This is a genomic window from Acidovorax sp. LjRoot117 (assembly GCF_964252695.1).
Lineage (GTDB): Bacteria > Pseudomonadota > Gammaproteobacteria > Burkholderiales > Burkholderiaceae_C > Acidovorax.
Genome location: NZ_CAXUPO020000002.1, coordinates 361,512 through 385,344, shown reverse-complemented (window position 1 = coordinate 385,344; position 23,833 = coordinate 361,512). Strand labels below are relative to the sequence as shown.

The window sequence follows — 23,833 nt, the reverse complement described above, 5'->3', positions numbered from 1 at the left end:
TCCATCCTCAAGGGCGCGCGTGCAGCACGGCAAACCAGCCGCGGTCATCCGTCCACGCCTGGGCCTGCGAGAACCCCGCGCGCGCCAGCATGTCGGTGAACACGGGCAGGGGGTATTTGTAGCTGTTTTCGGTGTGGATGCGTTCACCCTGGTCAAACCGGCGGCCGCCACCAGGCCAGCGTACGTCGGCGTCGGCCACGGCCTCCAGGTGCATTTCGATGCGGGACTCTTCCTGGTTGAAGAACGCGCGGTGCTGCCACTGCTGCACGTCGAAGTCGCTGCCGATCAGCCGGTTCACATGCGTGAGCACGTTGCGGTTGAACGCCGCCGTCACGCCCGCAGCGTCGTCGTAGGCGGCTTCCAGCACCTGCACGTCCTTGGGCAGGTCGATGCCGATCAAGAGGCCGCCGTCGTCGTCGACCAGCTCCCGCATGTGGGCCAGCAGCTCCAGGGCGTGCGGCGGGTCGAAGTTGCCGATGGACGAGCCCGGATAGAACACCAGCCGCCCCTTGCGCGGAATGTCTGCGGGCAGCACCACGCCCTGGGTCATGTCGCCGCCCACGGCGCGCGCATCCAGCCCGGGGAAGTCGTCGCGCAGGCCCTGCACCGCGGCCTGCAGGAAGTCGGCCGAAATATCCACCCCCACGAAGCAGGCGGGCTGCACCAGGCGGCACAGCGTGCGCGCCTTCTGGCAATTGCCCGCACCCAGCTCGATCAGCGTACGGCCCGGGCCCACAGCACGCCCAATGCTGTCTGCGTGCTGCTGCATGAGCGAGGTTTCGGTGCGGGTGGGGTAGTACTCGGGCAGGCGGGTGATCTCCTCGAACAGCTCTGAGCCGTGCTGGTCGTAAAAGTACTTGGGGGAGATGCTGGCGGGGCGCTGGTTCAGGCCGCGCGTGATGTCGTCGGTGGGGCTGGGCAAAGGCATGGATCTTGAAGCGTCTGGCGCGGCATGGCTTGCCACTGCTGGTAATAGAGCGGAATCGCCGTGGAGCCCACAGGCTCCGAGCCGGCCATCCCACCCGCAGGCTGGACCGTGGAAGGCAATATAACCCCACGGCCATCGGGACATTCTGCGGCGGCGGGATGATGCGGTGTGTAGGTCATTTCCCCGTTGCCTGCGGCGCACAGGCCGCCTACACCGACCGGCGCGGCACGGCTGCGGCACTTTTTGCGCGCCGGGTGGCTCCGACCGCCGTGCGTCCGACACGGAGCCGATCACCCACCCGCAGCCGCCCCAGGCAGGAGCCCGCCATGCCCGACAACATTGCCAACGCCCACCTTCCGCCACGGCACACCGCCCCCACACGCCGCCAGTGGCTGCAGCAGGGCCTGCGGGGTGCTGCGCTGGTTGCCGCACCGGCGCTGGTGCAGCCGGCGGCAGCCCAGGCCCGCGCCATGCCCACACCGCGCCAGACCGAGGGGCCTTACTACCCCGTGGACATCCCGGCGGACAGCGACGGCGACCTGCTGCGCAACGGTATGCTGCGCTACACCCAGGGCGAGGCCGTCTGGGTGGAAGGCCGGGTCACCGACACACAGGGCGTGCCGCTGTCGGGCGGCACGGTCGAGATCTGGCAGTGCGATGCCGACGGCCACTACCACCATCCGGGGGACGGCGGCAAGGCAGCGGAGGCCTTCCAGGGCTTTGGCCGCGTGGTGCTGGGGCGCGACGGACAGTACCGGTTTCGCACCATCCGACCGGCGCCGTACACCGGCCGAACCCCACACATCCACTTCAAGGTGCGGCTGCCGGGGCGCCAGTTGCTGACCACACAGATGTATGTGGCCGGCGACTCCGGCAATGCGCGCGACTACCTCTGGAGCCGGCTGAGCGAAAAGGACCGTGCGGCGCTCACGGTCCGCTTCGCCGCCTCGGCCGACGGCGTGCGGGGAGAATTCCCGATCGTCGTGCAGACCTGATAGGGTCGCAAGGCAACGGCACCAGCCTGCGCCCCCGTCCATTCACCTGCCCCGCACCCGCACCACACGCCCGCATGGATTCCGTCACCCAAATCGTTCTGGGCTCCTCCGTTGCCATCGCCACCCTGGGCCGCCGCACCGCCGTGTGGAAGGCGGCGCTGTGGGGCGGCATTGCCGGCACGCTGCCGGAGCTGGATGCCTTCGTCAACCATGGCGATGCCATCCTGAACATGGTGCTGCACCGCGCAGAAAGCCATGCCCTGTTCTACCTGACCGTGCTGTCGGTGCCGATGGCGTGGCTGGTATCGCGCCTGCACCGCGAAGCGGACCGGTTCACGCGCTGGTGGCTGGCCCTGTGGCTCGCCCTCATCACCCACCCGCTGCTGGACTGGATGACGGTGTACGGCACGCAGCTGCTGCGGCCCTTCACCGACACGCCGTATGCCGTGGGCAGCGTGTTCATCATCGACCCGCTGTACACCCTGCCGCTGCTGCTGGGCGTGCTGCTGGCGCTGGCGATGCGCCAGGGGCGCGGCATAGCCTGGGCACGCGCCGCGCTGGTGGTGAGCACGGCGTACCTGGCCTGGGGCGTGGCCGCACAGCAGATCGCCACCCGCCAGGTGCTGGCGTCCGCGCCGGTGCCGCACCTCACGCCGGAGCAGCTGCTGGTCACGCCGGCCCCCTTCAACACCGTGCTGTGGCGCGCCGTGGCCGTCACACCCACGCACTACTACGAGGGCTACTACTCGCTGCTGGACGGCGACCGCCCCGTGCGGTGGACCACCCACGTGCGGGGCGCCGATCTGTATGCACGCTACCGTGACCACCCCCTGGTGGACCGCGTGGCCCGGTTCAGCCACGGTTTCTTCAAGATGAGCGAAGCGGCCGGGGGCGACGTCTTCATCACCGACCTGCGCATGGGCAACGAGCCCACGTACAGCTTTCACTTCAACCTGGGCACGCCCGCAGAGATGGCCGCCGGCCAGCGCGCCGCCACGCTGCAGATGCAGCGCCCCGACCTGGCCACCGCCCTGCCCTGGCTGTGGAAGCGCATGTGGGGTGCCGACGTGGTGCTGGCCGCGCCAGCGCCTCCGCAAGGCCGCACGCCGTAGCTGCGTAGCTGCGTTGCTGCGGTGTGGAGCCACTGACAAAGGATAGAGCCGCGCGCTGGCGCGCTGGCCCAGTGGGCTGTACTGCGTGTGCGCGCCCCACCGGCACCTTGCCCTGCAGCGACGGCTTGGCATACGCTTGGCAACGCCAGTGCCCCCATCTTCCTCTTCACAACCACCCAAGGACACCCATGCTCAAGCTGCGCCCCAACTGCGAATGCTGCAACAAAGATTTGCCGCCCGACTCCACCGACGCCCGTATCTGCACCTTCGAATGCACGTTCTGCAGAGGCTGCGCGAGCACACGGCTTGACCACATCTGCCCCAACTGCGGCGGCGACCTGGTGCAACGCCCGCGCAGGCCCGCGTCCAAGCTGGCCAAGTACCCGGCATCCACCGAACGCGTGCTCAAGCCGGTGGGCTGCGGACTGCTGGCATGACACTCGCGCGTTCGCGACGCTGGTGCAGATAGCCAGATCGGGACGCACGGTTTGCTGATCAAGGCAGGCAAGCCCGCTGTCTCCCGCTGCGCCGGATCCAAAGCGGCGCTGCCCAGGCCAGCACCACCGTGGATCCGGCTTTGCCGGTCCGCAGGAGGCACTGCCACGAAGGCGCGCAGCGCCTCAGGGGGAGCCCTCTAGAACCTCCAGCCCAGGCCCACGCCCACCAGCACGGGGTCAGCCTTGAAGGTGCCCAGCTTGGCGCCGCCCGCCGACACATCGGTCTTGATGAACACCTTCTTCACGTCAAAGTTCAGATACAGGTTCTTGGCCAGCGGAATGTCCACACCCACCTGCAGCGCGGGGCCGAAGCTGTTGCGGTCGATGTCCACGCCCGCCGGCAGGCGCACGCCGGAGAAGCGCGTGTAGTTCACGCCCGCGCCCACATAGGGCTTGAAGCCGGGCGCGTTGAAGTGGTACTGCACCAGCAGCGTAGGCGGCAGGTGCTTGAGCGAGCCGATGGCGGTGCCACCGGCGCTGAGCGTGTGTTTCTGCGGCACGGTCAGGATCAGCTCGGCCGCGATGTTCGGGTTGAAGAAGTAGGTGACGTCGACTTCAGGAATCGTCTTGTCGTTGATGGCAAGGCCCAGGGGCGTGCTGTCCTTGTTGGCGCTGTCCAGGTGCACGGCGCGGGCACGCACCATCCACGGCCCTTCGGCCTGTTGCGCCATGGCAGCGCCAGAGGACAGGACACACAGGGCAACGACAGCCAGCAGGTTCTTTTTCATGTTCAGTTCACATCGGTTGGACGGGGACGACCCCCGTGCATCCATTGAACTGCTGCGGCCGCCCGCCGGCCTTGCCCTATCTCAAGGCCCGCTCACCCGCCCTTAGACATACATCAAGAAAGAACAAAGGCCTGCACCTGCAGGCCTTGCCACACTGCCAGGGGCTGCCCTGCTCGCACTCAATGCGCCGCCGACTTGCCCCGCACGCGCTTGACCAGCGTCACCGCGGCCAGCACCAGCCCCCCGGCGATGATGCCGACCACCGCGTTCAGCAGGTTGGGCACCAGCACGGCCCACAGGCCGCCCACCGGCCACTGCGCCGCTGCCGCGCCCGTGCCCTCTACGGCGTGATGAAGCGCAGGCACGCCGTGCACCAGGATGCCGCCACCCACCAGGAACATGGCCGCCGTGCCCGCGATGGACAGGCCCTTCATCAGCCACGGCGCGGCGCGCAAAATGCCGTTGCCCACGGCCTGCGCCGCGCTGCTGGCCTTGCGGCTGAGCCACAGGCCCAGGTCGTCGAGCTTGACGATGCCGGCCACCAGCCCGTACACCCCGATGGTCATGATGACGGCGATGCCGGACAGCACCGCCACCTGTTGCGAGAACGGCGCGTTCGCCACGGTGCCCAGCGTGATGGCGATGATTTCTGCCGACAGGATGAAGTCGGTGCGCACCGCGCCCTTGACCTTGTCCTTCTCGAAAGCCACCAGGTCCACCGCCGGATTGGCATTGGCCTGGGCATGGCTCTCGCGTTCGGCCGCGTCTTCATGGGGTGCGTGCAGCAGCTTGTGCGCCACTTTCTCGAAACCCTCGAAGCACAGGAAGGCGCCGCCCACCATCAGAAGCGGCGTCACCGCCCAGGGCGCAAAGGCGCTGATCAGCAGTGCGGCGGGCACCAGGATGACCTTGTTGATCATCGACCCCTTGGCCACTGCCCAGACCACGGGGATCTCGCGCTCGGCACGCACGCCGGTGACCTGCTGGGCGTTGAGCGCCAGGTCATCCCCCAGCACACCGGCCGTCTTCTGCGCGGCCACCTTGGTCATGACCGACACGTCGTCGGCCATGGCCGCGCTCTTCTTGGCTGCGACCTTGGTCATCAGTGCCACATCGTCGAGGATGGTGGCGATATCGTCGAGCAGGGCCAGCAAGCTGCCAGAAGCCATGGGGAATCCTTGAAGAAAATGGTTGTGGGTGGGGCTGTCCGGCGGATCGCGCGGCACCACGGTGGCCGCATGCGCGGCCCCGGGCACGGGTGTGCGGCCCCACCGCTGTGGGCTGCACTATAGCAACGCGGTGCAGGCCATCGCGATGTTGCAGGGCTGGCAGGCACGGGCCGGTACCTGCACGCGCAAAGCCCGCCCGGCAAAGCGGCGGGGGGCTTTGCTGCCAGGCACTTCGCGGCAAGGCGCATACTCGCGGCTTCACCCACCAACTCTGGGGGTCCCTGCAAGCCCGTGCTTGGACGGGCTTCGCACCCCGCCATGCCAGGCTATCTCACCAAGCAGGAGGACATCGCCATCGCCGGCGCTGCCGACCTGGTCATCCGTTCACTGCTGGACAAGCAGCAATTCAGCGACCCCGAGGGCGCCGCCGAGGCCCTGGGCATCTCATCGGCCGCCTGGCCGCTGTTCGGCCTGCTGTGGCCTTCGGGCGCGCAGCTGGCGCAACGCATGGCCACCCGGCCTCTGCGGGCCGGAGAGCGCGTGCTGGAGATCGGCTGCGGCCTGGGCCTGGCCAGCCTGGTGTGCCACCGCCGCGGGGTGGACGTCACCGCCAGCGACTGCCATCCGATGGCCCAGCAGTTCCTGCAGGAGAACACGCGCCTGAATGGCCTGCCGCCCCTGCAGTACCGCACCGGCCAATGGGGTTCGGACGCGCCCGCCCCGGCCGGTGCCGTGCAGGGCCGCTTCGACCTGATCATGGGCAGCGACGTGCTGTACGAGCGCGATGCGCGCGCGTCGCTTGCGGCCTTTCTGGACCGCCATGCCGGCAACGGCGCCCAGATCTGGATCGTGGACCCCAACCGGGGCAACCGATCCACCTTCCACAAGCAGATGGCCGTGCACCGGTTCGAAGTGGTCGAAGAGCGGCTGGACCACCCTGCGCTGGACGCCACGCCCGCCTACAAGGGCCGTCTGCTGGTTTACCAGCGGCCATTGCTGGACTGAAAAACGCCTGACGACCCCGCGGGCGTCGTCAGGTAGCCAGGTGGCCGTTTGCCAGAAAGCGGCCTGCAGCGCAGGTCAAGGTGCGCGCAAGGAACCAGCTCAGCAGCCTGTAGAGCCGGCCGGCCGGCAGGCAGTCTCCCGCCAGCGTTGCCAGCACCCGCCCGGCCTGGGGCCTTACCCCACCCACTTGCGGGCATTGCGCCAGATGCGCATCCAGGGGCTCGATGCGCTGCGGTCGCCGCTGGTCCAGCTCATCTGCACATTGCGGAACACGCGCTCGGGGTGCGGCATGATGGCCGTGAAGCGCCCGTCCGCGGTGGTCACGCCGGTCAGGCCGCCCGCGCTGCCGTTCGGGTTGAAGGGGTACTGCTCGGTGGGCGCACCGTGGTTGTCCACGAAGCGCATCGCGGCCACGGCCTGGGCCGCGTTGCCGCGGAACTTGAAGTTGGCATAGCCCTCGCCGTGCGCCACGGCAATCGGCAGGCGGCTGCCCGCCATGCCGGCAAAGAACAGGCTGGGCGACTCCAGCACTTCCACCATCGACAGGCGGGCCTCGAAGCGCTCGCTCTGGTTGGTGGTGAAGCGCGGCCAGTCCTGCGCGCCGGGGATGATGTCGGCCAGCTCGGCAAACATCTGGCAGCCGTTGCACACGCCCAGGCCGAAGGTGTCGGCGCGGCCGAAGAAGCCCTGGAACTGCTCGGACAGCACCGGGTTGAAGGTGATCGAGCGCGCCCAGCCGATGCCGGCGCCCAGCGTGTCGCCATAGCTGAAGCCGCCGCAGGCGACCACGCCCTTGAAGTCTTCGAGCTTGACGCGGCCGGTCTGCAGGTCGGTCATGTGCACGTCGTACGCCTCGAAGCCCGCCTCGGTGAAGGTGTAGGCCATCTCGATGTGCGAGTTCACGCCCTGCTCGCGCAGGATGGCCACCCGGGGTTTGGCCAGGTTCAGGAACGGCGCCGCCACGTTGTCGGCCGCGTCGAACGTGAGGTGCACGTGCATGCCGGGGTCGGTGGCCTCGCCCGCCGCAGCATGCTCGGCGTCGGCGTTGGCGGGGTTGTCGCGCTGCTGGCAGATCTTCCAGCTCACGGCGTCCCACACCTGGTGCAGGTCGGTGAGCTTGGCGCTGAACACGGCCTTGGCGTCACGCCAGACCTGCAACTCACCCTTGCCGGCGTCGATGCTCGACGACTGCGGACGCGTCTTGCCCACGAAGTGGCTGAATCTGGACAGGCCGTGCTCGCGCAGCACCTGCATCACATCGTTGCGCTCTGCGGTGCGCACCTGCAGCACCACGCCCAGTTCTTCGTTGAACAGGGCCTTGAGCGTGAGTTCTTCACGGCGTGCGCTGACCTGCTGCGCCCAGTTCTTGGCGTCGCCGGTTTCCATGCGGCTGTCGCTGATGCCGTCGCCTTCGGTGACCAGCAGGTCCACGTTGAGCGACACGCCCACATGGCCTGCAAAGGCCATCTCCGCCGCAGCCGCCAGCAGGCCGCCGTCGCTGCGATCGTGGTAGGCCAGGATGCGGCCCTGGGCGCGCAGCGCGTTCACGGCGTTGACGGTGTTGACCAGGTCCTGCGGGTCGTCCAGGTCGGGTACCACGTCGCCGCTTTGCTCCAGCGTCTGGCCCAGGATGCTGCCGCCCATGCGGTTCTGGCCCTTGCCCAGATCGATCAGCACCAGGGTGGTGTCGTCTTCCTGCGCATCGAGCTGGGGCGTGAGCGTGCCGCGCACATCGGACAGCGACGCGAACGCGCTCACGATCAGGCTGACGGGGGAGGTGACCTTTTTCTTGTCATTGCCGTCAGACCATTGCGTGCGCATGGACAGCGAATCCTTGCCCACTGGGATGCTGATGCCCAGGGCGGGGCACAGTTCCATGCCCACGGCCTTCACGGTGTCGTACAGCGCAGCGTCTTCGCCGGGCTCGCCACACGCGGCCATCCAGTTGGCCGACAGCTTCACGCGCGGCAGCTCGATGGGCGCGGCCAGCAGGTTGGTGATGGCCTCGGCCACCGCCATGCGGCCCGATGCGGGTGCGTTGATGGCGGCCAGCGGCGTGCGCTCGCCCATGCTCATCGCTTCGCCGGCAAAGCCCTTGTAATCGGCCAGCGTCACGGCGCAGTCCGCCACCGGCACTTGCCAGGGGCCGACCATCTGGTCGCGGTGCGACAGGCCGCCCACCGTGCGGTCGCCGATGGTGATGAGAAAACGCTTGGAGGCCACCGTGGGGTGGGCCAGCACGTCGATCACGGCCTGTTGCAGCGGCACGCCGGTCAGGTCCATGGGCGCGAACTGGCGCTGCACGGTGGTCACGTCGCGGTGCATCTTGGGCGGCTTGCCCAGCAGCACGTCCATGGGCATGTCCACCGGCAGCTTCTGGTCGCCCGCCACCACGGCGGTGTCTTCCAGCACCAGCTGGCGCTCTTCGGTGGCCGTGCCGATCACGGCGAAGGGGCAGCGCTCGCGTTCGCAGAACGCCTTGAACAGCGGCAGCGACTCGGGCGCGATGGCCAGCACGTAGCGCTCCTGGCTTTCGTTGCTCCAGATTTCCTTGGGCGCCATGCCCGATTCTTCGAGCGGCACGGCGCGCAGGTCGAAGCGCGCACCACGGCCGGCGTCGTTGGTCAGCTCAGGAAAAGCGTTGGACAGGCCGCCCGCGCCCACGTCGTGGATGGCGAGGATGGGGTTGGCAGCGCCTTGCGCCCAGCAGTGGTTGATGACCTCCTGCGCGCGGCGCTCGATCTCGGGGTTGCCGCGCTGCACGGAGTCGAAGTCGAGCTCGGCCGCATTGGTGCCGCTGGCCATGGAGCTGGCAGCGCTGCCGCCCATGCCGATGCGCATGCCGGGGCCACCCAGCTGGATGAGCAGCGAGCCGGCGGGGAATTCGATTTTCTTCGTGAGGCCTGCGTCGATCACGCCCACGCCGCCGGCGATCATGATGGGCTTGTGGTAGCCGCGCTGCACGCCGGCGACTTCCTGCTCGTACTCGCGGAAGTAGCCTGCCAGGTTGGGGCGGCCGAATTCGTTGTTGAACGCCGCGCCGCCCAGGGGCCCTTCGACCATGATCTGCAGCGGGCTGGCGATGTGCTCGGGCTTGCCCACGGTGCTGCCCCAGAGCTTGGACACGGTGAAGCCCGCGAGGCCGGCCTTGGGCTTGGAGCCCCGGCCGGTGGCGCCTTCATCGCGGATCTCGCCGCCCGCGCCCGTCGATGCGCCCGGGAAGGGCGAGATGGCGGTGGGGTGGTTGTGCGTTTCCACCTTCATCAGCACGTGCTGGGTGGCGCTACTCTTTTGATAGCTGGTAGCGCCCGCTGAATCAGCGTTAGAGGCCATTTTGGCCACAAATCGCTCGACCTCGCCGCCTTCCATGACCGAGGCGTTGTCCGAATACGCGATCACCGTGTGCTGGGGCGCCAGCTGGTGGGTGTTGCGGATCATGCCGAACAGCGATTTTTCCTGCGCCACGCCGTCGATGGTGAACTGGGCGTTGAAGATCTTGTGGCGGCAGTGCTCGCTGTTGGCCTGCGCGAACATCATCAGCTCCACGTCGGTGGGGTTGCGCGCGAGGCCGGTGAAGGCGTTGACCAGGTAGTCGATCTCGTCCTCGGCCAAGGCCAGGCCGAAACGGGTGTTGGCGGCCTCCAGCGCACCGCGGCCACCGCCGAGCACGTTGACATGCTCCATGGCGGCGGGCTGCAGCTCGGTGAACAGCGCTGCGGCGGCGGCGCGGTCGGCCACCACGGACTCGGTCATGCGGTCGTGCAGCAGGGCCGCCACCTGGGCCAGTTGCTCGGCGGTCAGCTCGGGCGTGCGGCCCAGCAGGCCGGACTTCAGGCTGATGCGGTATTCGGTGATGCGCTCCACGCGGCGGATGGCGATGCCGCAGTTGCGCGCGATATCGGTGGCCTTGGAGGCCCAGGGCGACAGCGTGCCCAGGCGCGGCGTGACGACGATGGCAGCGCCGTCTTCGGGCCCGGCGTAGGGGTCGCCGTAGGTGAGCAGGGCCGACAGGCGCTCTTGCTCGGCAGGGGTGGGGGCCGCATCCGTGGCGACCAGGTGCACGAAGCGCGCTGCAATGCCGTCGATTTTGGGGTGGATGGCTTGCAGGGCCGGTTGGAGTTGCTGGGCGCGGAAGGTGCTGAGGGCGTTGCCGCCCGCCAGCGTGGTCATGTGCAAGGTCACTGTAGCGGCCTGTTGGGTGTGAGGGTACGTGGTGGCGCTGACGCGAAGCCCCCGGCCGGTGGGCGGGAGCCAAGTGGTCAGCCGGGTATTTTACCGGGCTCACCGGGCGCCGCTGCAGCCGGCGGGGTGCGATGGGATAATTGCAGCATGAGCATCACCATCAAAAGCGCCGCGGACATCGAAGGCATGCGCCTGGCGTGCCGCCTGGCCTCCGAAGTGCTGGACTACATCGCCCCGCACATCAAACCCGGCATCACCACCAAAGAGATCGACCGCCTGGGCGCCGAATGCATGGCGCAGCAAGGCACCATCTCAGCCACCGTGGGCTACCAGCCCCCCGGCTACCCGCCCTACCCGGCCTCGCTGTGCACCTCGGTCAACCACGTGGTGTGCCACGGCATCCCCAACGACAAGCCTTTGAAGAAGGGCGACATCGTCAACGTGGACGTGACCGTGATCACCAAGGACGGCTGGTACGGCGACAACAGCCGCATGTACATCATCGGCGAAGGCTCCATCGCGGCCAAGCGCCTGTGCGCCATCACCTTCGACGCCATGTGGCACGGCATCGTGCAGGTCAAGCCCGGCGCCCACCTGGGCGACATCGGCCACGCCATCCAGAAGTTCGCCGAGGCGCAGGGTTTCTCGATCGTGCGCGAGTTCTGCGGCCACGGCATCGGGCAGAAGTTCCACGAAGAGCCCCAGGTGCTGCACTACGGCCGCCCCGGCACGCTGGACGAGCTGGTGCCCGGCATGGTCTTCACCATCGAGCCCATGATCAACGCCGGCCGCCGCGAGGTGAAGGAATTCGGCAACGACGGCTGGACCATCGTGACCAAGGACCACAGCCTGTCCGCCCAGTGGGAGCACACGGTGCTGGTCACCGAAACGGGGTACGAAGTGATGACGCTGTCGGCCGGCTCACCGCCGCTGCCGTCCTTCGTGACCGCGACCAGGACCTGACCCCACGCCGGCCCCTGCCCGTCGGCGCGCACAACTCTTGCATGGCTTTTTGCATGGCCCTTCTTCATCGCGACGCCCGACGACCATGACCGACATCCAAGCCCTGCCCGAGGTGCGCCCCCTGGCCGACGTGCATGCCCTGCGGGATGCCTACCGCCGCGACAAGACCGCCCTGCTGACCGACCTGCAGGCCACGGGCGCCTCCACGCGCGGCATCCGCGTGCTGCTGCGCAGGCTCTCCACCCTGGCGGGCAACCTGCTGCAGACACTGTGGCAGCGCGCCGAACTGCCGGCCGACATGGCGCTGGTGGCGGTGGGCGGGTTCGGGCGCGACCAGCTTTTTCCGTATTCGGACGTCGATGTGCTGCTGCTGCTGCCCGAGGGCGCGGCGCCCGAGGCCGGCAGCGTGCTGCGCACCCAGCTCGAAGGCTTCATCGGCAGCTGCTGGGATGCGGGGCTGGAGATCGGCTCGAGCGTGCGCACCGTGGCCGAATGCCTGGCCGAGAGCGCAGGCGATGTCACCGTGCAGACCTCGCTGCTCGAATCGCGCCTGGTGTGCGGCAACGCGGCGCTGTTCGCCGAGTTCCAGCGCCAGTACCGGCTGCAGATGGACCCGCAGGCGTTTTTGGTGGCCAAGACGCTGGAGATGCGCCAGCGCCACAACAAGTACGAGAACACGCCCTACTCGCTCGAGCCCAACTGCAAGGAGTCGCCCGGCGGGCTGCGCGACCTGCAGATGATCCTGTGGGTGTCCCAGGCCGCGGGCCTGGGCCGCAACTGGAAGGAGCTGGCCGCCAGCGGCATGGCCACGGCTTTCGAGGTGCGCCAGATCGAGCGCAACGAGGCGGTGCTGTGCCTCATCCGCGCGCGCTTGCATGCGGCTGCCGGGCGACATGAAGACCGCCTGGTGTTCGACCTGCAGACCGCCGTGGCCGAATCGTTCGGCTACCGCTCGCAGGCGCCCGACGGATCGCGCCTGCCGATGCGCGCCAGCGAAAGCCTGATGCGGCGCTACTACTGGGCAGCCAAGGCGGTGTCCCAGCTCAGCCAGATCCTGCTGCTGAACATCGAGGAGCGGCTGAACCCCTCCACGCACGAGCCGCGGCCCATCAACGAGCGCTTCTTCGAGAAAGCCGGCCTCATCGAGGTGGCCAGCGACGACCTGTACCAGCGCGACCCGCACGCCATTCTGGAGACCTTCCTGCTCTACCAGACGACGGTGGGCCTGAAGGACCTGTCGGCCCGCACCCTGCGCGCGCTGTACAACGCCCGGGGCGTGATGGACGCGGCCTTCCGGCGCGACCCGGTCAACCGGGCCAACTTCATGCGCATCCTGCAGCAGCCCTCGGGCATCACGCATGCGATGCGGCTCATGAACCAGACCTCGGTGCTGGGGCGCTATCTGTGGGCGTTTCGCGGCATCGTGGGGCAGATGCAGCACGACCTGTTTCACGTCTACACGGTGGACCAGCACATCCTGATGGTGCTGCGCAACGTGCGCCGGTTCTTCATGGCTGAGCATGCGCACGAATACCCCTTCTGCTCGCAACTGGCGGGCGGCTGGGACAAGCCCTGGCTGCTGTACCTGGCGGCGCTGTTCCACGACATCGGCAAGGGCCGCGGCGGCGACCATTCGGTGATCGGCGCGCAGGAGGTGCGCAATTTCTGCCGCCAGCACAGCGTGGACCGCGAGGACGCCAGGCTGGTCGAGTTCCTGGTCAGCGAGCACCTGTCGATGAGCCGCATCGCCCAGAAAGAAGACCTGTCGGACCCCGACGTGATCGCCGCCTTTGCGCGGCGCGTGGGCAACGAGCGCTACCTCACGGCGCTGTATCTGCTGACGGTGGCCGACATCCGCGGCACCAGCCCCAAGGTCTGGAATGCCTGGAAGGGCAAGCTGCTGGAGGACCTGTACCGCTCCACGCTTCGCACCCTGGGCGGCCGCGCGCCGGACGCCGCCGCCGAGATCGAGGCGCGCAAGCGCGAGGCGCTGGTGCTGCTGGCGCTCAGTGCCCTGCCCTTCGAGGCGCACAAGGCCCTGTGGGCCACTCTGGATGTGAGCTATTTCATGCGCCACGAGGCGGCCGACATTGCCTGGCACACGCGGCACCTGTCGCGGCATGTGGGCACCGCCAAGCCGGTGGTGCGCGCGCGCCAGTCGCTGGCCGGCGACGGCCTGCAGGTCATGGTGTATGCGGCCGACCAGGCCGACCTGTTCGCGCGCATCTGCGGCTACTTCGACCGTGCGGGCTTTTCCATTCTGGATGCGCGCGTGCACACGGCCAACAACGGCTATGCGCTCGATACGTTCCAGGTGGTGGCCTCTTCCGCCGCCGCGCAGCCGGGACACTACCGCGAGCTCACGCACATGGTCGAGAGCGACCTGGTGCGGGTGATCGAAACCGGTGGCCCGCTGCCGGAGCCCGCGCGCCGGCGGGTGTCGCGCCGCGTCAAGAGCTTTCCGGTGGCGCCGCGCGTCACCTTGCGGCCGGACGAAAAAGCGCAGCGCTGGCTGCTGGCCATCTCGGCCAGCGACCGCGCAGGCCTGCTGTACCTGGTGGCGCGCATCCTGGCGCACCACCACCTGAGCGTGCAGCTCGCCAAGGTGAGCACGCTGGGCGAGCGGGTGGAAGACACCTTCCTGGTGCAAGGGCCCGAGCTGCAGAACAACGCGCGGCAGATTCAGATCGAGACGGAGCTGCTGCGCGAGCTTTCGGACTGACAACGAAAGCGCGCGCGGCGATGCGGCTCTGTTGCGCTACTCAGTCGTCTTCGTCCGCGCTGATCTCGGGGAACAGCACTTCGGTGAAGCCGAACTGCGTGAAGTCGCGCACCCGCATCGGATAGAGCTTGCCGACCAGGTGGTCGCATTCATGCTGCACCACGCGTGCATGAAAACCATCGACCGTGCGGTCGATGGGGTCGCCGTACGGGTCGAACCCGGTGTAGCGGATGCGCGCCCACCGCGGCACCTTGCCGCGCAGGCCGGGCACCGAAAGGCAACCTTCCCAATCCTCTTCCTCCTCATCGCCCAGCGGCGTGATCACCGGGTTGAGCAGCACGGTGGGCGGCACCACGGGGCGGTCCGGATAGCGGGGGTTGCGGTCGTTGGAGCCGAAGATCACCAGCTGCAGGTCCACCCCGATCTGCGGTGCGGCCAGGCCCGCGCCGTTGACGGCGCGCATGGTGTCGAACATGTCGCGCACCAGCAGGTGCAGTGCGTCGGTGTCGAACTCGGTGACAGGCTGGGCAATGCGCAGCAGGCGCGGGTCGCCCATCTTGAGGATGGTGTGAACAGTCATCGTGGGGGTGGTGAAGACATGGTGGAGCGGCTGCTCGGTGGGGCGCAGCATAGCGCGGCCGGCCTGGCGCTGCACACAGCGTGCCAAAAGAGCCGCTCCACCCCGACACAGGCCGACACAAGCCGGCACCGGGCGACAATAAGCACCATGGCCAACAAGCCCCCAGACCCAGACATCGCCAGCGCCGCCCCTGACAGCGGCCCGCCGCTGCGCCCGCTGCCGTGGCCCGTGCGGTGGCTGCTGCTGGCGTTTGCCGTGCTGTGCCTGGTGATGGGCATCATCGGCGTGATCGTGCCGGGCCTGCCGACCACCGTGTTCATCCTGATGGCCGCGTGGGCGGCAGCGCGCAGTTCTCCGCGTCTGTACCAGTGGCTGTGGAACCACCGGCTCTTCGGGCCGCTGCTGCGCAACTGGGCCCAGGGCGGCAAGGTCAGCCGCCGCGCCAAATGGAGTGCGGCCATCTTCATGGCGGCCAGCGCCGCCGTGCTGTGGGTGGGCGGCGCACGCACCTGGGTGGCGGCGGTGGCGTCCGCATGCATGGCGTGCGTGCTGGTGTGGCTGTGGCTGCGCCCCGAACCCTGACATGGCGCAGGAGTGCAGCGCTGCCACGGCCACCCGGCCCCACGGCACCCATGCAGGCCACACGTCGATTGCGTGACGCGAGTTTTCAGAGCGCTATTTTTGTGTATATAATCTAAGTCTTGTTCCTCGATAGCTCAGTCGGTAGAGCGCCGGACTGTTAATCCGTAGGTCCCTGGTTCGAGCCCAGGTCGAGGAGCCAAGAATTTTGCAGGCCCTGCATGTGTACGCGGGGCCTTTCAATTAGTCAGTTGCAAGTCGTACCGATATTCCTCGATAGCTCAGTCGGTAGAGCGCCGGACTGTTAATCCGTAGGTCCCTGGTTCGAGCCCAGGTCGAGGAGCCACACGGCAAAAAGCCCACCATGCACGCCATGGTGGGCTTTTTTATTGCCAGGCCACCGCGCCTGCATGCGCTGGCACCCGAGCAGCGCAACATGCCGGACAATGGCCCATCATCCTGCCACTGCCTGCCTGACCCATGCCCCCGCAACTGCCCTGGCTGGAGCCCCAAGATCCCCTGCCCCACCCCGACCAGGCCTGGGGCCAAGACGACCCCGCCCCCGGGCTGCTGGCCGCGGGCGGCGTGCTGGATGTCGCACACCTGCAGGCAGCGTACGGCCAGGGGACCTTTCCCTGGTACGGCCCCGGGCAGCCCATCCTCTGGTGGGCGCCCGACCCGCGCATGGTGCTGCACGTGGCCGAATTCAAGCTGCACCGGTCCCTGCGCAGAACCCTGCAGGCGTTTCGCGCCAATCCGCGTGCCGAGATCCGCATCGACCACGCATTTGACGCCGTGATCACGGCCTGCGCGACCAAGGAGCGCGACGGCCAGGCAGGCACCTGGATCGTGCCGGAAATGATGGACGCCTACACCCGCCTGCACGAGGCCGGCCACGCGCACAGCGTGGAGACCTGGATCGATGGCCGGCTGGTGGGCGGGCTCTATTGCGTGGCCCTGGGGCAGGCCGTGTTCGGCGAATCCATGTTCGCGCACGCCACCGATGCCTCCAAGATCGCGCTGTCGGCCCTGGTGGCACTGTGCCGCCACCATGGCGTGCAGCTCATCGACTGCCAGCAGAACACCCGCCACCTGGCATCCCTGGGTGGCCGCGAGATCGACCGGCGCACCTTCGTCGCGCATGTGCAGCAGGCCCAGCGTTTGCCCGCACCCGCATGGAGATTCAACCCCGTATACTGGACCGAGCTGCTGCCCTCCACAGTCTTTACGGCATGACGCAACTCAACGACCTTCCGCTGCAGACCCTGCAGTTCTACGCGACGGCCCCGTATCCCTGCAGCTATCTGCCGGACCGGCAGGCGCGCTCGCAGGTCGCCACACCCAGCCATTTGATCCAGAGCGACGTCTACTCGGACCTGGTCGCGAAGGGCTTCCGCCGCAGCGGCATGTTCACCTACCGCCCCTACTGCGACGGCTGCCACGCCTGCACACCGCTGCGCGTGCTGGTCAATGAATTCAAGCCCGACCGCAGCCAGCGGCGGTCCGTAGCCCGCCACGGCAACCTGCAGGCGCGCGTGCTGCGCCTGTGCTTCGTGCCGGAACACTACCAGCTGTACCTGCGCTACCAGAACGGCCGCCACGCAGGCGGCGGCATGGACCACGACAGCATCGACCAGTACACGCAGTTCCTGCTGCAAAGCAGGGTGAATTCGCGGCTGGTGGAGTTCCGCGAGCTGGATGCGCACGGCGAGCCGGGCGCACTCAAGATGGTGTCCATCCTGGATGTCCTGGACGACGGCCTGTCGGCGGTGTACACCTTCTACGAGCCCGAGCCCCACTGCAGCTACGGCACCTACAACGTGATGTGGCAGATCGCACAGGCCCGCTCGCTGGACCTGCCCCACGTGTATCTGGGCTATTGGATCGAAGCCAGCGCCAAGATGAACTACAAGGCGCGCTTTCACCCGCACGAACTGCGCACCGACGGGCAGTGGCTGCGCACAGGCGACACCGCCCCGCCCAACCCCTGACAGCGCGTTTGCATTTCACAAGATAAAATGCGGAGGTCGCCACAGCACCGCCGCCATGAAAAAAAACGATCCGAGCATTCCTGTCAAACCCAGCGTTCAGGTCCTTGAGCGCATGTTCACGCTGATCGATGTGCTGGCTTCGCGCGAGGAAGCCATCTCCCTCAAGGAAATCAGCGAGAAGACAGGCCTGCACCCGTCCACCACCCACCGGATCCTGAACGACCTCACGATCGGGCGGTTTGTGGACCGGCCGGAATCGGGCAGCTACCGCCTGGGCATGCGGCTGCTGGAGCTGGGCAACCTGGTCAAGGCACGCCTGAGCGTGCGCGACGCGGCACTCACACCCATGCGCAACCTGCACAAGCTCATCCAGCAGCCTGTGAACCTGAGCATGCGCCAGGGCGACGAGATCGTGTACGTGGAGCGCGCCTACAGCGAGCGCTCCGGCATGCAGGTGGTGCGCGCCATCGGCGGACGGGCGCCCTTGCACCTGACATCCACCGGCAAGCTCTTTCTGGCGCTGGACGACCCGCAGCGCGTGCGCGCCTACGCCACGCGCACTGGCCTGGCAGGCCATACGCGCAACAGCATCACCCAGCTCCCCCTGCTGGAGCGCGAGCTGGCCAAGGCGCGGCAATACGGCATGGCACGCGACAACGAGGAGCTGGAGCTGGGCGTGCGCTGCATGGCAGCCGGCGTCTACGACGACCAGGGCAAGCTGGTGGCAGGCCTGTCCATCTCGGCCCCGGCGGACAGACTGGACGAAGGCTGGCTGCCCAAGCTGCAGGCCACAGCCAACGAGATATCCCACGCACTGGGCCACACCGCCAGCGCGGAGCTGACGGCCGACGCCGCGGCACGCGGCACCGGACTGGGCTGACGGACCGACGGACCGACGGACCCCGCGCCAGCCAGGGCCGCGCACGCGCCCGGCTTGCAGCGCGGCCGCGCGGCATCGATGGCTGTACCGTGCAATGCCTTGCCCCCCGGTGTACCGCCTTCGCGGATTGGCCCAGCAAAAAGGCCGGCCTGTGTTGCCACAGCCGGCCTTTATTCATGGGCCCCCTTGCCGGGGTTCAGCCCATCCGGCAGTCAGATCGCACGTGGCGCCGCCTGCCCATCTGCCTCTACTTCACCAAATTACTTCACCGCGGGGATCGCGGCACGGGCCTGCAGCGGTGCAGCCAGCGAGGATGGCAGCGTCTCGACCCAATGGCGCACGCGCTCTGCGTCTCCCAGGCGGCTGAATTTGCCTGCCGAGTCCAGGAACACCATGATCAGCTTGCGGCCGGAGATCTGGGTCTGCATCACCAGGCAGCGACCTGCCTCGGAGATGTAGCCGGTCTTCTGCAAGCCGATGTCCCACGTGGGGTTCTTCACCAGGCCGTTGGTGTTGTTGTATTGCAACGTGCGCTGGCCCACTGCCACCTCGTATCCGGGCGAAGTGGAGAGCTCACGCAACAGTGGGTCGCCATGTGCGACGTTGACCAGGGTGGCCAGATCGCGGGCGCTGGACTGGTTGCGGCTCGACAGGCCGGTAGGCTCCACATAGCGTGTGTCGGTCATGCCCAGCAGCTTGGCCTTGGCATTCATCTGCGCCACAAAGACTTCCAGACCGCCGGGGTAGGTGCGGCCCAGGGCGTGGGCTGCGCGGTTCTCGCTGGACATGAGCGCCAGGTGCAGCATCTCGCCGCGCGTGAGCGTGGCACCGACCACCAGGCGCGAACGGCTGCCCTTTTCGGTGTCCACATCGTCCTGCGTGATGGTGATGGGCTCTTCCATGGGCAGCTTGGCCTGGGAAATGATCATGCCCGTCATCAGCTTGGTCAGCGAGGCGATGGGCAGCACGGCGTGGTCGTTCTTGGACAACAGCACTTCGTGCGTGTCCTGGTCGATGACGAGTGCGACGCTGGACTTCAGGTCCAGGGGGTCATTGACCTCGTGCAGGCCGGCGATCTGCCCGAAGGAAGGCTTGGCAGGCACAAAAGCGACCCGGGTGGCCGCCTTGGAGGTCTTGGCAGATACGCGCACGGGCTTGGTCGCCGTGGCAGCCTTGCGTGGCGCTACAGACCGCTTGGCGCTGGCGCTCGAAGCGCTGGTCTGCTGTTTCTTGACGGATGCTTTTTTGCGTTCCTGGGCGTGCGCGCCGGGCGCAGCCAGCGCCGCGCTCACGACAACAAAGCCCAAAAGCTGGAGAAAACGGTTCACTGCGGCGCGGCGGAGATGGTGCATCCAAATGCTCCAAACGGTAATAAGTGTTGAGCAGTGTACTGAATCAAAAAAAGTCGCGCAAGATCAATACCTTGCGCGACTTTCCGAGAAAGTGAATGAAATTATAAATTCACCGCTCAACCTTGTGCAGCCACCCGATCAGCTTTACTTTGTAACTTGTTCAGGGCGCTCAGGTAGGCCTTGGCAGACGCCACGACGATGTCCGGGTCAGCCCCCACACCGTTGACCACCCGGCCGCTGTTTTGCAGGCGCACCGTGACCTCGCCCTGGCTCTCGGTGGAGCCGCTGATCGCATTGACGGAGTACAGCACCATCTCGGCCCCGCTCTTGACGTGCGACTCGATCGCCTTGAGCGATGCGTCGACCGGGCCATTGCCGTCCGACTTGCCCTGCACTTCCCGGCCTTCGACCGTGAAAACGATGGTGGCCTGGGGACGCTCGCCGGTTTCGCTGTGCTGCGACAGCGACACGAAGCCGTACTGCTCCTTCTCGCTGGTCACGCTTTCATCGCTGACCAACGCGAGGATGTCCTCGTCGAAGATCTCGCTCTTGCGGTCTGCCAGTTCCTTGAACTTGGCGAAGGCGCCGTTGATCTCGGTTTCGCTGTCGAGCTGAACGCCCAGCTCCTGCAGGCGCTGCTTGAAGGCGTTGCGGCCGCTGAGCTTGCCCAGCACGATCTTGTTGGCCGACCAGCCCACGTCCTCGGCACGCATGATCTCGTAGGTGTCGCGGGCCTTGAGCACGCCGTCCTGGTGGATGCCGCTGGCGTGCGCAAACGCATTCGCCCCCACCACCGCCTTGTTGGGCTGGATCACGAAGCCGGTGGTCTGGCTGACCATGCGGCTGGCAGCCACGATGTGCTTGGCGTCGATGTTCAGGTCGAGGTCGAAATAGTCGCGGCGTGTCTTGATCGCCATGACGACTTCTTCCAGCGAGCAATTGCCCGCACGCTCGCCCAGGCCGTTGATGGTGCATTCGACCTGGCGTGCGCCGCCGATCTTCACGCCGGCCAGCGAGTTGGCCACCGCCATGCCCAGGTCGTTGTGGCAGTGCACGGACCAGATGGCCTTGTCGCTGTTGGGCACGCGCTCGCGCAGCGTCTTGATGAAGTTGCCATACAGCTCAGGGATGGCGTAGCCCACGGTGTCGGGCACGTTGATGGTGGTAGCGCCTTCGGCGATCACGGCTTCGAGCACGCGGCACAAAAAGTCCGGGTCGCTGCGGTAGCCGTCTTCCGGGCTGAACTCGATGTCGGCCACCAGGTTGCGCGCAAAGCGCACCGACTGCTTGGCCTGCTCGAGCACCTGCTCGGGGGTCATGCGCAGCTTCTTTTCCATGTGCAGCGCGCTGGTGGCGATGAACGTGTGGATGCGCGCACTGTTGGCGCCCTTGAGCGCCTCGGCCGCCCGCGAGATGTCGCGGTCGTTGGCCCGCGAGAGCGAACAGATGGTCGAGTCCTTGATCGCATTGGCAATGCTCTGCACCGCTTCGAAATCACCGTTGGAGCTGGCCGCGAAACCGGCTTCGATCACATCCACCTTCAGGCGCTCGAGCTGGCGCGCGATGCGCAGCTTCTCGTCCTTGGTCATCGAGGCGCCGGGGGACTGCTCCCCATCGCGCAAGGTGGTGTCGAAAATGATCAGTTTGTCAGCCATGTCGTTCTCCTGGTATCGGTGGGTGGGGTCCCGCAACGTCAAAAATCTGGCGCCCAAAGCAAAAGGCCCGTTGCGGGTGCATACGGGCCTTTGAAGAAAAAGTGTGCGCGTGCGCCTACTGTCTCCGCCCGTGGGGAGGTAGCAGTAGCGCCAGAGCAAACGTGTTCATGCTGCGCAATGTAGCACAACTGCGCTGCGACAGCGGTGCGGGTCACTTGTGCAGCCCGCGCTCGTCCGGTTCATCGGTCGAAGTGCTGATCACGCTGCTGTGCTGGCCCTTGGCCTTGCGCCAAGCGTACACGCCATAGCCGCTCACGCCATAAAAAACGAAGACGCCGAACAGCACGATGGGCGGGTGGATGTTGATGATGGCAATGCCCAGCGCAATGAGCACGATGGCTGCAAAGGGGACGCTCTTTTTCATCTGCACGTCCTTGAAGCTGTAGAACGGCACATTGGTCACCATGGTCAGGCCCGAGTACAGCGTGAAGGCGAACATGATCCACGTGATCTGCGACCAGCTGAGCCAACCGTCCTCGCCAGGGTGCACGCCCAATTCGGTCATGAGCCAGATGAAGCCTGCCACCAGTGCCGCAGCGGCGGGCGATGGCAGCCCCTGGAAGTAGCGCTTGTCCACCACACTCGTGTTCACGTTGAAGCGCGCCAGCCGCAAGGCCGCGCAGGCGCAGTACACGAAGGCAGCGATCCACCCCCAGCGCCCCAGGCCCTGCAAGGACCACTCGTACGCGATCAAAGCCGGTGCCGCGCCGAACGACACCATGTCGGACAGCGAGTCCATCTGCTCGCCGAAGGCACTCTGGGTATTGGTCATGCGGGCCACGCGCCCGTCCAGGCTGTCGAGCACCATGGCGCAGAACACGCCGATCGCCGCCTGGTCGAACCGCCCGTTCATGGCCATCACGATGGAATAGAAGCCACCGAACAATGCCGCCAGCGTGAACAGGTTGGGCAGGATATAGATGCCCTTGCGCCGCTTGCGCACGATCACGCCATCGTTGTCGGCGGACTCGTTGCCATCATGCATTCCATTGACCTCCAGCGCTTGCCTGTCTTGCGCAAGCCGCTATTAAATTTATAGTTCTTCAGCGCGCCCCCCGATGATCGGGTTCGGCGCCGCACGCACAAAAGGCGAAGGCCGCAGTGTAGCGCCTGCGGGCGCTGCGCCCCGTGGCCGCAGCGATGGCGCCGCGAACCCCACAGCACGGCCATCACCCAGTCCGAGCCGCCCGGCGCACAGCAATACCGGCAACGAAAAAGGCCACCGAGGTGGCCTTTGTCGATGTTTCTTCCCGCAGGAGAAGAATCAGTTACGGGTCTGGTCGACCAGCTTGTTCTTGGCGATCCAGGGCATCATGGCGCGCAGCTTGCCACCCACCACTTCGATGCTGTGGTCGGCGGTGTTGCGGCGGCGGGCCGTCATCGATGGGTAGTTCAGGCGGCCTTCCTGGATGAACATCTTGGCGTATTCGCCGTTCTGGATGCGCTTGAGGGCATTGCGCATCGCCTTGCGCGACTCTTCGTTGATCACTTCAGGGCCCGTCACGTACTCGCCGTATTCGGCGTTGTTCGAGATCGAGTAGTTCATGTTGGCAATGCCGCCTTCGTAGATCAGGTCCACGATGAGCTTGAGCTCGTGCAGGCATTCGAAGTAGGCCATTTCTGGGGCGTAGCCGGCTTCGACCAGGGTTTCGTAACCCATCTTGATCAGCTCGACGGCACCGCCGCACAGCACGGCCTGTTCGCCGAACAGGTCGGTCTCGGTTTCTTCCTTGAAGTTGGTCTCGATGATGCCGGCCTTGCCACCGCCATTGGCTGCAGCGTAGCTCAGGGCCAGGTCACGGGCCTTGCCGGACTTGTCCTGGTGCACGGCGACCAGGTGGGGCACGCCGCCACCTTGCGTGTAGGTGTTGCGCACGGTGTGGCCAGGGGCCTTGGGGGCGACCATCCACACGTCCAGGTCAGCGCGGGGCACGACCTGGTTGTAGTGCACGTTGAAACCGTGGGCGAAGGCCAGCGATGCGCCTTGCTTGATGTTGGGTTCCACGTTGTTCTTGTAGACGGCTGCGATGTCTTCGTCAGGCAGCAGGATCATGACCACGTCGGCAGCCTTGACCGCGTCGTTGACTTCCAGCACGTTCAGGCCGGCCTTGCCGACCTTGTCCCACGATGCACCGCCCTTGCGCAGGCCGACCACGACCTTCACGCCGCTGTCGTTCAGGTTCTGTGCGTGGGCATGGCCCTGCGAGCCGTAGCCGATGATGGCCACGGTCTTGCCCTTGATCAGGCTCAGGTCGGTGTCTTTGTCGTAGAAAACTTTCATGGGTCGCTCCGGTAAAAATACGTTGTCAGGGGGAAAAACGGTGAATTGTCTTACATAGGATTGGGATGCGGCCGGATGGCTACGCGGGGAACCGCAGACAGTGCTTTGGCACGGCAAGGCTCCCCAACGACGCTAGCCGGTCGAAGGCAAATCC

The 23,833-nt window shown here is 66.7% G+C and carries 19 protein-coding genes and 2 tRNA genes; 12 read left to right on the top strand and 9 right to left on the bottom strand.

Annotated features, from left to right (window positions below):
• Window positions 1–7 precede the first annotated feature (7 nt).
• Entirely contained in the window at window positions 8–928 is a 921-nt protein-coding gene (gene egtD, locus ACSQ3D_RS07135) for an L-histidine N(alpha)-methyltransferase (RefSeq protein WP_056421233.1), read from the bottom strand.
• 326 nt (window positions 929–1,254) lie between these two features.
• Here egtD and ACSQ3D_RS07130 point away from each other — a divergent pair, with 326 nt between their 5' ends.
• The 3 genes from ACSQ3D_RS07130 (at window position 1,255) to ACSQ3D_RS07120 (ending at window position 3,472) form a co-directional block, all read left to right on the top strand.
• Entirely contained in the window at window positions 1,255–1,923 is a 669-nt protein-coding gene (locus tag ACSQ3D_RS07130; RefSeq protein WP_436126387.1) for an intradiol ring-cleavage dioxygenase, read from the top strand.
• Between the two features lie 74 nt (window positions 1,924–1,997).
• Window positions 1,998–3,035 (top strand): metal-dependent hydrolase, encoded by a 1,038-nt coding sequence (locus ACSQ3D_RS07125; protein ID WP_436126386.1) that lies wholly within the window; start codon window positions 1,998–2,000, stop codon window positions 3,033–3,035.
• A 188-nt stretch (window positions 3,036–3,223) separates the two neighbouring features.
• On the top strand, window positions 3,224–3,472 hold the full coding sequence (locus ACSQ3D_RS07120) for a DUF1272 domain-containing protein (RefSeq protein ID WP_436126385.1): 249 nt from the start codon (window positions 3,224–3,226) through the stop codon (window positions 3,470–3,472).
• Between the two features lie 197 nt (window positions 3,473–3,669).
• Here the strand turns inward: ACSQ3D_RS07120 and ACSQ3D_RS07115 are convergent, their stop codons facing one another.
• A complete protein-coding gene (locus ACSQ3D_RS07115; RefSeq protein WP_436126384.1) occupies window positions 3,670–4,260 on the bottom strand; it encodes an OmpW/AlkL family protein in 591 nt (196 codons plus the stop codon).
• Window positions 4,261–4,439: 179 nt separating this feature from the next.
• Window positions 4,440–5,429, bottom strand: a complete 990-nt coding sequence (locus ACSQ3D_RS07110) for a DUF808 domain-containing protein (protein WP_436126383.1) — start codon at window positions 5,427–5,429, stop codon at window positions 4,440–4,442.
• A gap of 318 nt (window positions 5,430–5,747) precedes the next feature.
• Between ACSQ3D_RS07110 and ACSQ3D_RS07105 the strand changes: the two genes are divergently transcribed.
• Window positions 5,748–6,434: a class I SAM-dependent methyltransferase gene (locus tag ACSQ3D_RS07105; protein WP_436126382.1), complete on the top strand. Its 687-nt coding sequence runs from the start codon at window positions 5,748–5,750 to the stop codon at window positions 6,432–6,434.
• Between the two features lie 174 nt (window positions 6,435–6,608).
• On the opposite strand, the gene purL is transcribed toward ACSQ3D_RS07105, so the two are convergent.
• Window positions 6,609–10,616 (bottom strand): phosphoribosylformylglycinamidine synthase, encoded by a 4,008-nt coding sequence (purL, locus tag ACSQ3D_RS07100; protein WP_436126381.1) that lies wholly within the window; start codon window positions 10,614–10,616, stop codon window positions 6,609–6,611.
• A 147-nt stretch (window positions 10,617–10,763) separates the two neighbouring features.
• Here purL and map point away from each other — a divergent pair, with 147 nt between their 5' ends.
• Complete coding sequence (gene map / locus ACSQ3D_RS07095) at window positions 10,764–11,579, top strand: type I methionyl aminopeptidase (RefSeq protein ID WP_056168032.1); 816 nt, start codon at window positions 10,764–10,766, stop codon at window positions 11,577–11,579.
• Between the two features lie 85 nt (window positions 11,580–11,664).
• Window positions 11,665–14,301 carry a [protein-PII] uridylyltransferase gene (locus ACSQ3D_RS07090; protein ID WP_056421226.1) on the top strand — a complete coding sequence of 879 codons (2,637 nt, stop codon included), beginning with the start codon at window positions 11,665–11,667 and terminating at the stop codon, window positions 14,299–14,301.
• A 40-nt stretch (window positions 14,302–14,341) separates the two neighbouring features.
• On the opposite strand, the gene def is transcribed toward ACSQ3D_RS07090, so the two are convergent.
• A complete protein-coding gene (gene def / locus ACSQ3D_RS07085; protein ID WP_056421319.1) occupies window positions 14,342–14,881 on the bottom strand; it encodes a peptide deformylase in 540 nt (179 codons plus the stop codon).
• A gap of 147 nt (window positions 14,882–15,028) precedes the next feature.
• Here def and ACSQ3D_RS07080 point away from each other — a divergent pair, with 147 nt between their 5' ends.
• From ACSQ3D_RS07080 to ACSQ3D_RS07055, 6 genes are all read left to right on the top strand, one after another.
• Entirely contained in the window at window positions 15,029–15,463 is a 435-nt protein-coding gene (locus ACSQ3D_RS07080) for a YbaN family protein (RefSeq protein ID WP_082486089.1), read from the top strand.
• A gap of 123 nt (window positions 15,464–15,586) precedes the next feature.
• A tRNA-Asn gene (locus ACSQ3D_RS07075) sits at window positions 15,587–15,662 on the top strand.
• 68 nt (window positions 15,663–15,730) lie between these two features.
• Window positions 15,731–15,806 (top strand) — tRNA-Asn (locus ACSQ3D_RS07070).
• Between the two features lie 134 nt (window positions 15,807–15,940).
• Complete coding sequence (gene aat, locus ACSQ3D_RS07065) at window positions 15,941–16,696, top strand: leucyl/phenylalanyl-tRNA--protein transferase (protein ID WP_056421225.1); 756 nt, start codon at window positions 15,941–15,943, stop codon at window positions 16,694–16,696.
• The gene (locus ACSQ3D_RS07060) at window positions 16,693–17,451 is read left to right on the top strand and encodes an arginyltransferase (protein WP_436126380.1); all 759 of its coding nucleotides are present in this window, start codon (window positions 16,693–16,695) and stop codon (window positions 17,449–17,451) included. Before aat ends, ACSQ3D_RS07060 begins: the two co-directional genes overlap by 4 nt.
• Before the next feature lie 55 nt (window positions 17,452–17,506).
• Entirely contained in the window at window positions 17,507–18,331 is an 825-nt protein-coding gene (locus ACSQ3D_RS07055; RefSeq protein ID WP_056421223.1) for an IclR family transcriptional regulator, read from the top strand.
• 260 nt (window positions 18,332–18,591) lie between these two features.
• Here the strand turns inward: ACSQ3D_RS07055 and pbpG are convergent, their stop codons facing one another.
• From pbpG to ilvC, 4 genes are all read right to left on the bottom strand, one after another.
• The gene (gene pbpG / locus ACSQ3D_RS07050; RefSeq protein WP_396505578.1) at window positions 18,592–19,683 is read right to left on the bottom strand and encodes a D-alanyl-D-alanine endopeptidase; all 1,092 of its coding nucleotides are present in this window, start codon (window positions 19,681–19,683) and stop codon (window positions 18,592–18,594) included.
• A gap of 116 nt (window positions 19,684–19,799) precedes the next feature.
• Window positions 19,800–21,338, bottom strand: a complete 1,539-nt coding sequence (locus tag ACSQ3D_RS07045; RefSeq protein WP_056169201.1) for a 2-isopropylmalate synthase — start codon at window positions 21,336–21,338, stop codon at window positions 19,800–19,802.
• 211 nt (window positions 21,339–21,549) lie between these two features.
• Window positions 21,550–22,383: a CDP-diacylglycerol--serine O-phosphatidyltransferase gene (gene pssA, locus ACSQ3D_RS07040; RefSeq protein WP_056421221.1), complete on the bottom strand. Its 834-nt coding sequence runs from the start codon at window positions 22,381–22,383 to the stop codon at window positions 21,550–21,552.
• Between the two features lie 279 nt (window positions 22,384–22,662).
• Window positions 22,663–23,679, bottom strand: coding sequence for a ketol-acid reductoisomerase (gene ilvC, locus ACSQ3D_RS07035; protein ID WP_056168011.1), 1,017 nt, complete (start codon window positions 23,677–23,679; stop codon window positions 22,663–22,665).
• Between the last annotated feature and the right edge of the window lie 154 nt (window positions 23,680–23,833).

Excerpts from the sequence above, each read along its gene's own strand:
- egtD (WP_056421233.1), bottom strand. The coding sequence starts at position 928 with ATGCCTTTGCCCAGCCCCACCGACGACATCACGCGCGGCCTGAACCAG.
- ACSQ3D_RS07130 (WP_436126387.1), top strand. The coding sequence starts at position 1,255 with ATGCCCGACAACATTGCCAACGCCCACCTTCCGCCACGGCACACCGCC.
- ACSQ3D_RS07125 (WP_436126386.1), top strand. The coding sequence starts at position 1,998 with ATGGATTCCGTCACCCAAATCGTTCTGGGCTCCTCCGTTGCCATCGCC.
- ACSQ3D_RS07120 (WP_436126385.1), top strand. The coding sequence starts at position 3,224 with ATGCTCAAGCTGCGCCCCAACTGCGAATGCTGCAACAAAGATTTGCCG.
- ACSQ3D_RS07115 (WP_436126384.1), bottom strand. The coding sequence starts at position 4,260 with ATGAAAAAGAACCTGCTGGCTGTCGTTGCCCTGTGTGTCCTGTCCTCT.
- ACSQ3D_RS07110 (WP_436126383.1), bottom strand. The coding sequence starts at position 5,429 with ATGGCTTCTGGCAGCTTGCTGGCCCTGCTCGACGATATCGCCACCATC.
- ACSQ3D_RS07105 (WP_436126382.1), top strand. The coding sequence starts at position 5,748 with ATGCCAGGCTATCTCACCAAGCAGGAGGACATCGCCATCGCCGGCGCT.
- map (WP_056168032.1), top strand. The coding sequence starts at position 10,764 with ATGAGCATCACCATCAAAAGCGCCGCGGACATCGAAGGCATGCGCCTG.
- ACSQ3D_RS07090 (WP_056421226.1), top strand. The coding sequence starts at position 11,665 with ATGACCGACATCCAAGCCCTGCCCGAGGTGCGCCCCCTGGCCGACGTG.
- def (WP_056421319.1), bottom strand. The coding sequence starts at position 14,881 with ATGACTGTTCACACCATCCTCAAGATGGGCGACCCGCGCCTGCTGCGC.
- ACSQ3D_RS07080 (WP_082486089.1), top strand. The coding sequence starts at position 15,029 with ATGGCCAACAAGCCCCCAGACCCAGACATCGCCAGCGCCGCCCCTGAC.
- aat (WP_056421225.1), top strand. The coding sequence starts at position 15,941 with ATGCCCCCGCAACTGCCCTGGCTGGAGCCCCAAGATCCCCTGCCCCAC.
- ACSQ3D_RS07060 (WP_436126380.1), top strand. The coding sequence starts at position 16,693 with ATGACGCAACTCAACGACCTTCCGCTGCAGACCCTGCAGTTCTACGCG.
- ACSQ3D_RS07055 (WP_056421223.1), top strand. The coding sequence starts at position 17,507 with ATGAAAAAAAACGATCCGAGCATTCCTGTCAAACCCAGCGTTCAGGTC.
- pbpG (WP_396505578.1), bottom strand. The coding sequence starts at position 19,683 with ATGCACCATCTCCGCCGCGCCGCAGTGAACCGTTTTCTCCAGCTTTTG.
- ACSQ3D_RS07045 (WP_056169201.1), bottom strand. The coding sequence starts at position 21,338 with ATGGCTGACAAACTGATCATTTTCGACACCACCTTGCGCGATGGGGAG.
- pssA (WP_056421221.1), bottom strand. The coding sequence starts at position 22,383 with ATGCATGATGGCAACGAGTCCGCCGACAACGATGGCGTGATCGTGCGC.
- ilvC (WP_056168011.1), bottom strand. The coding sequence starts at position 23,679 with ATGAAAGTTTTCTACGACAAAGACACCGACCTGAGCCTGATCAAGGGC.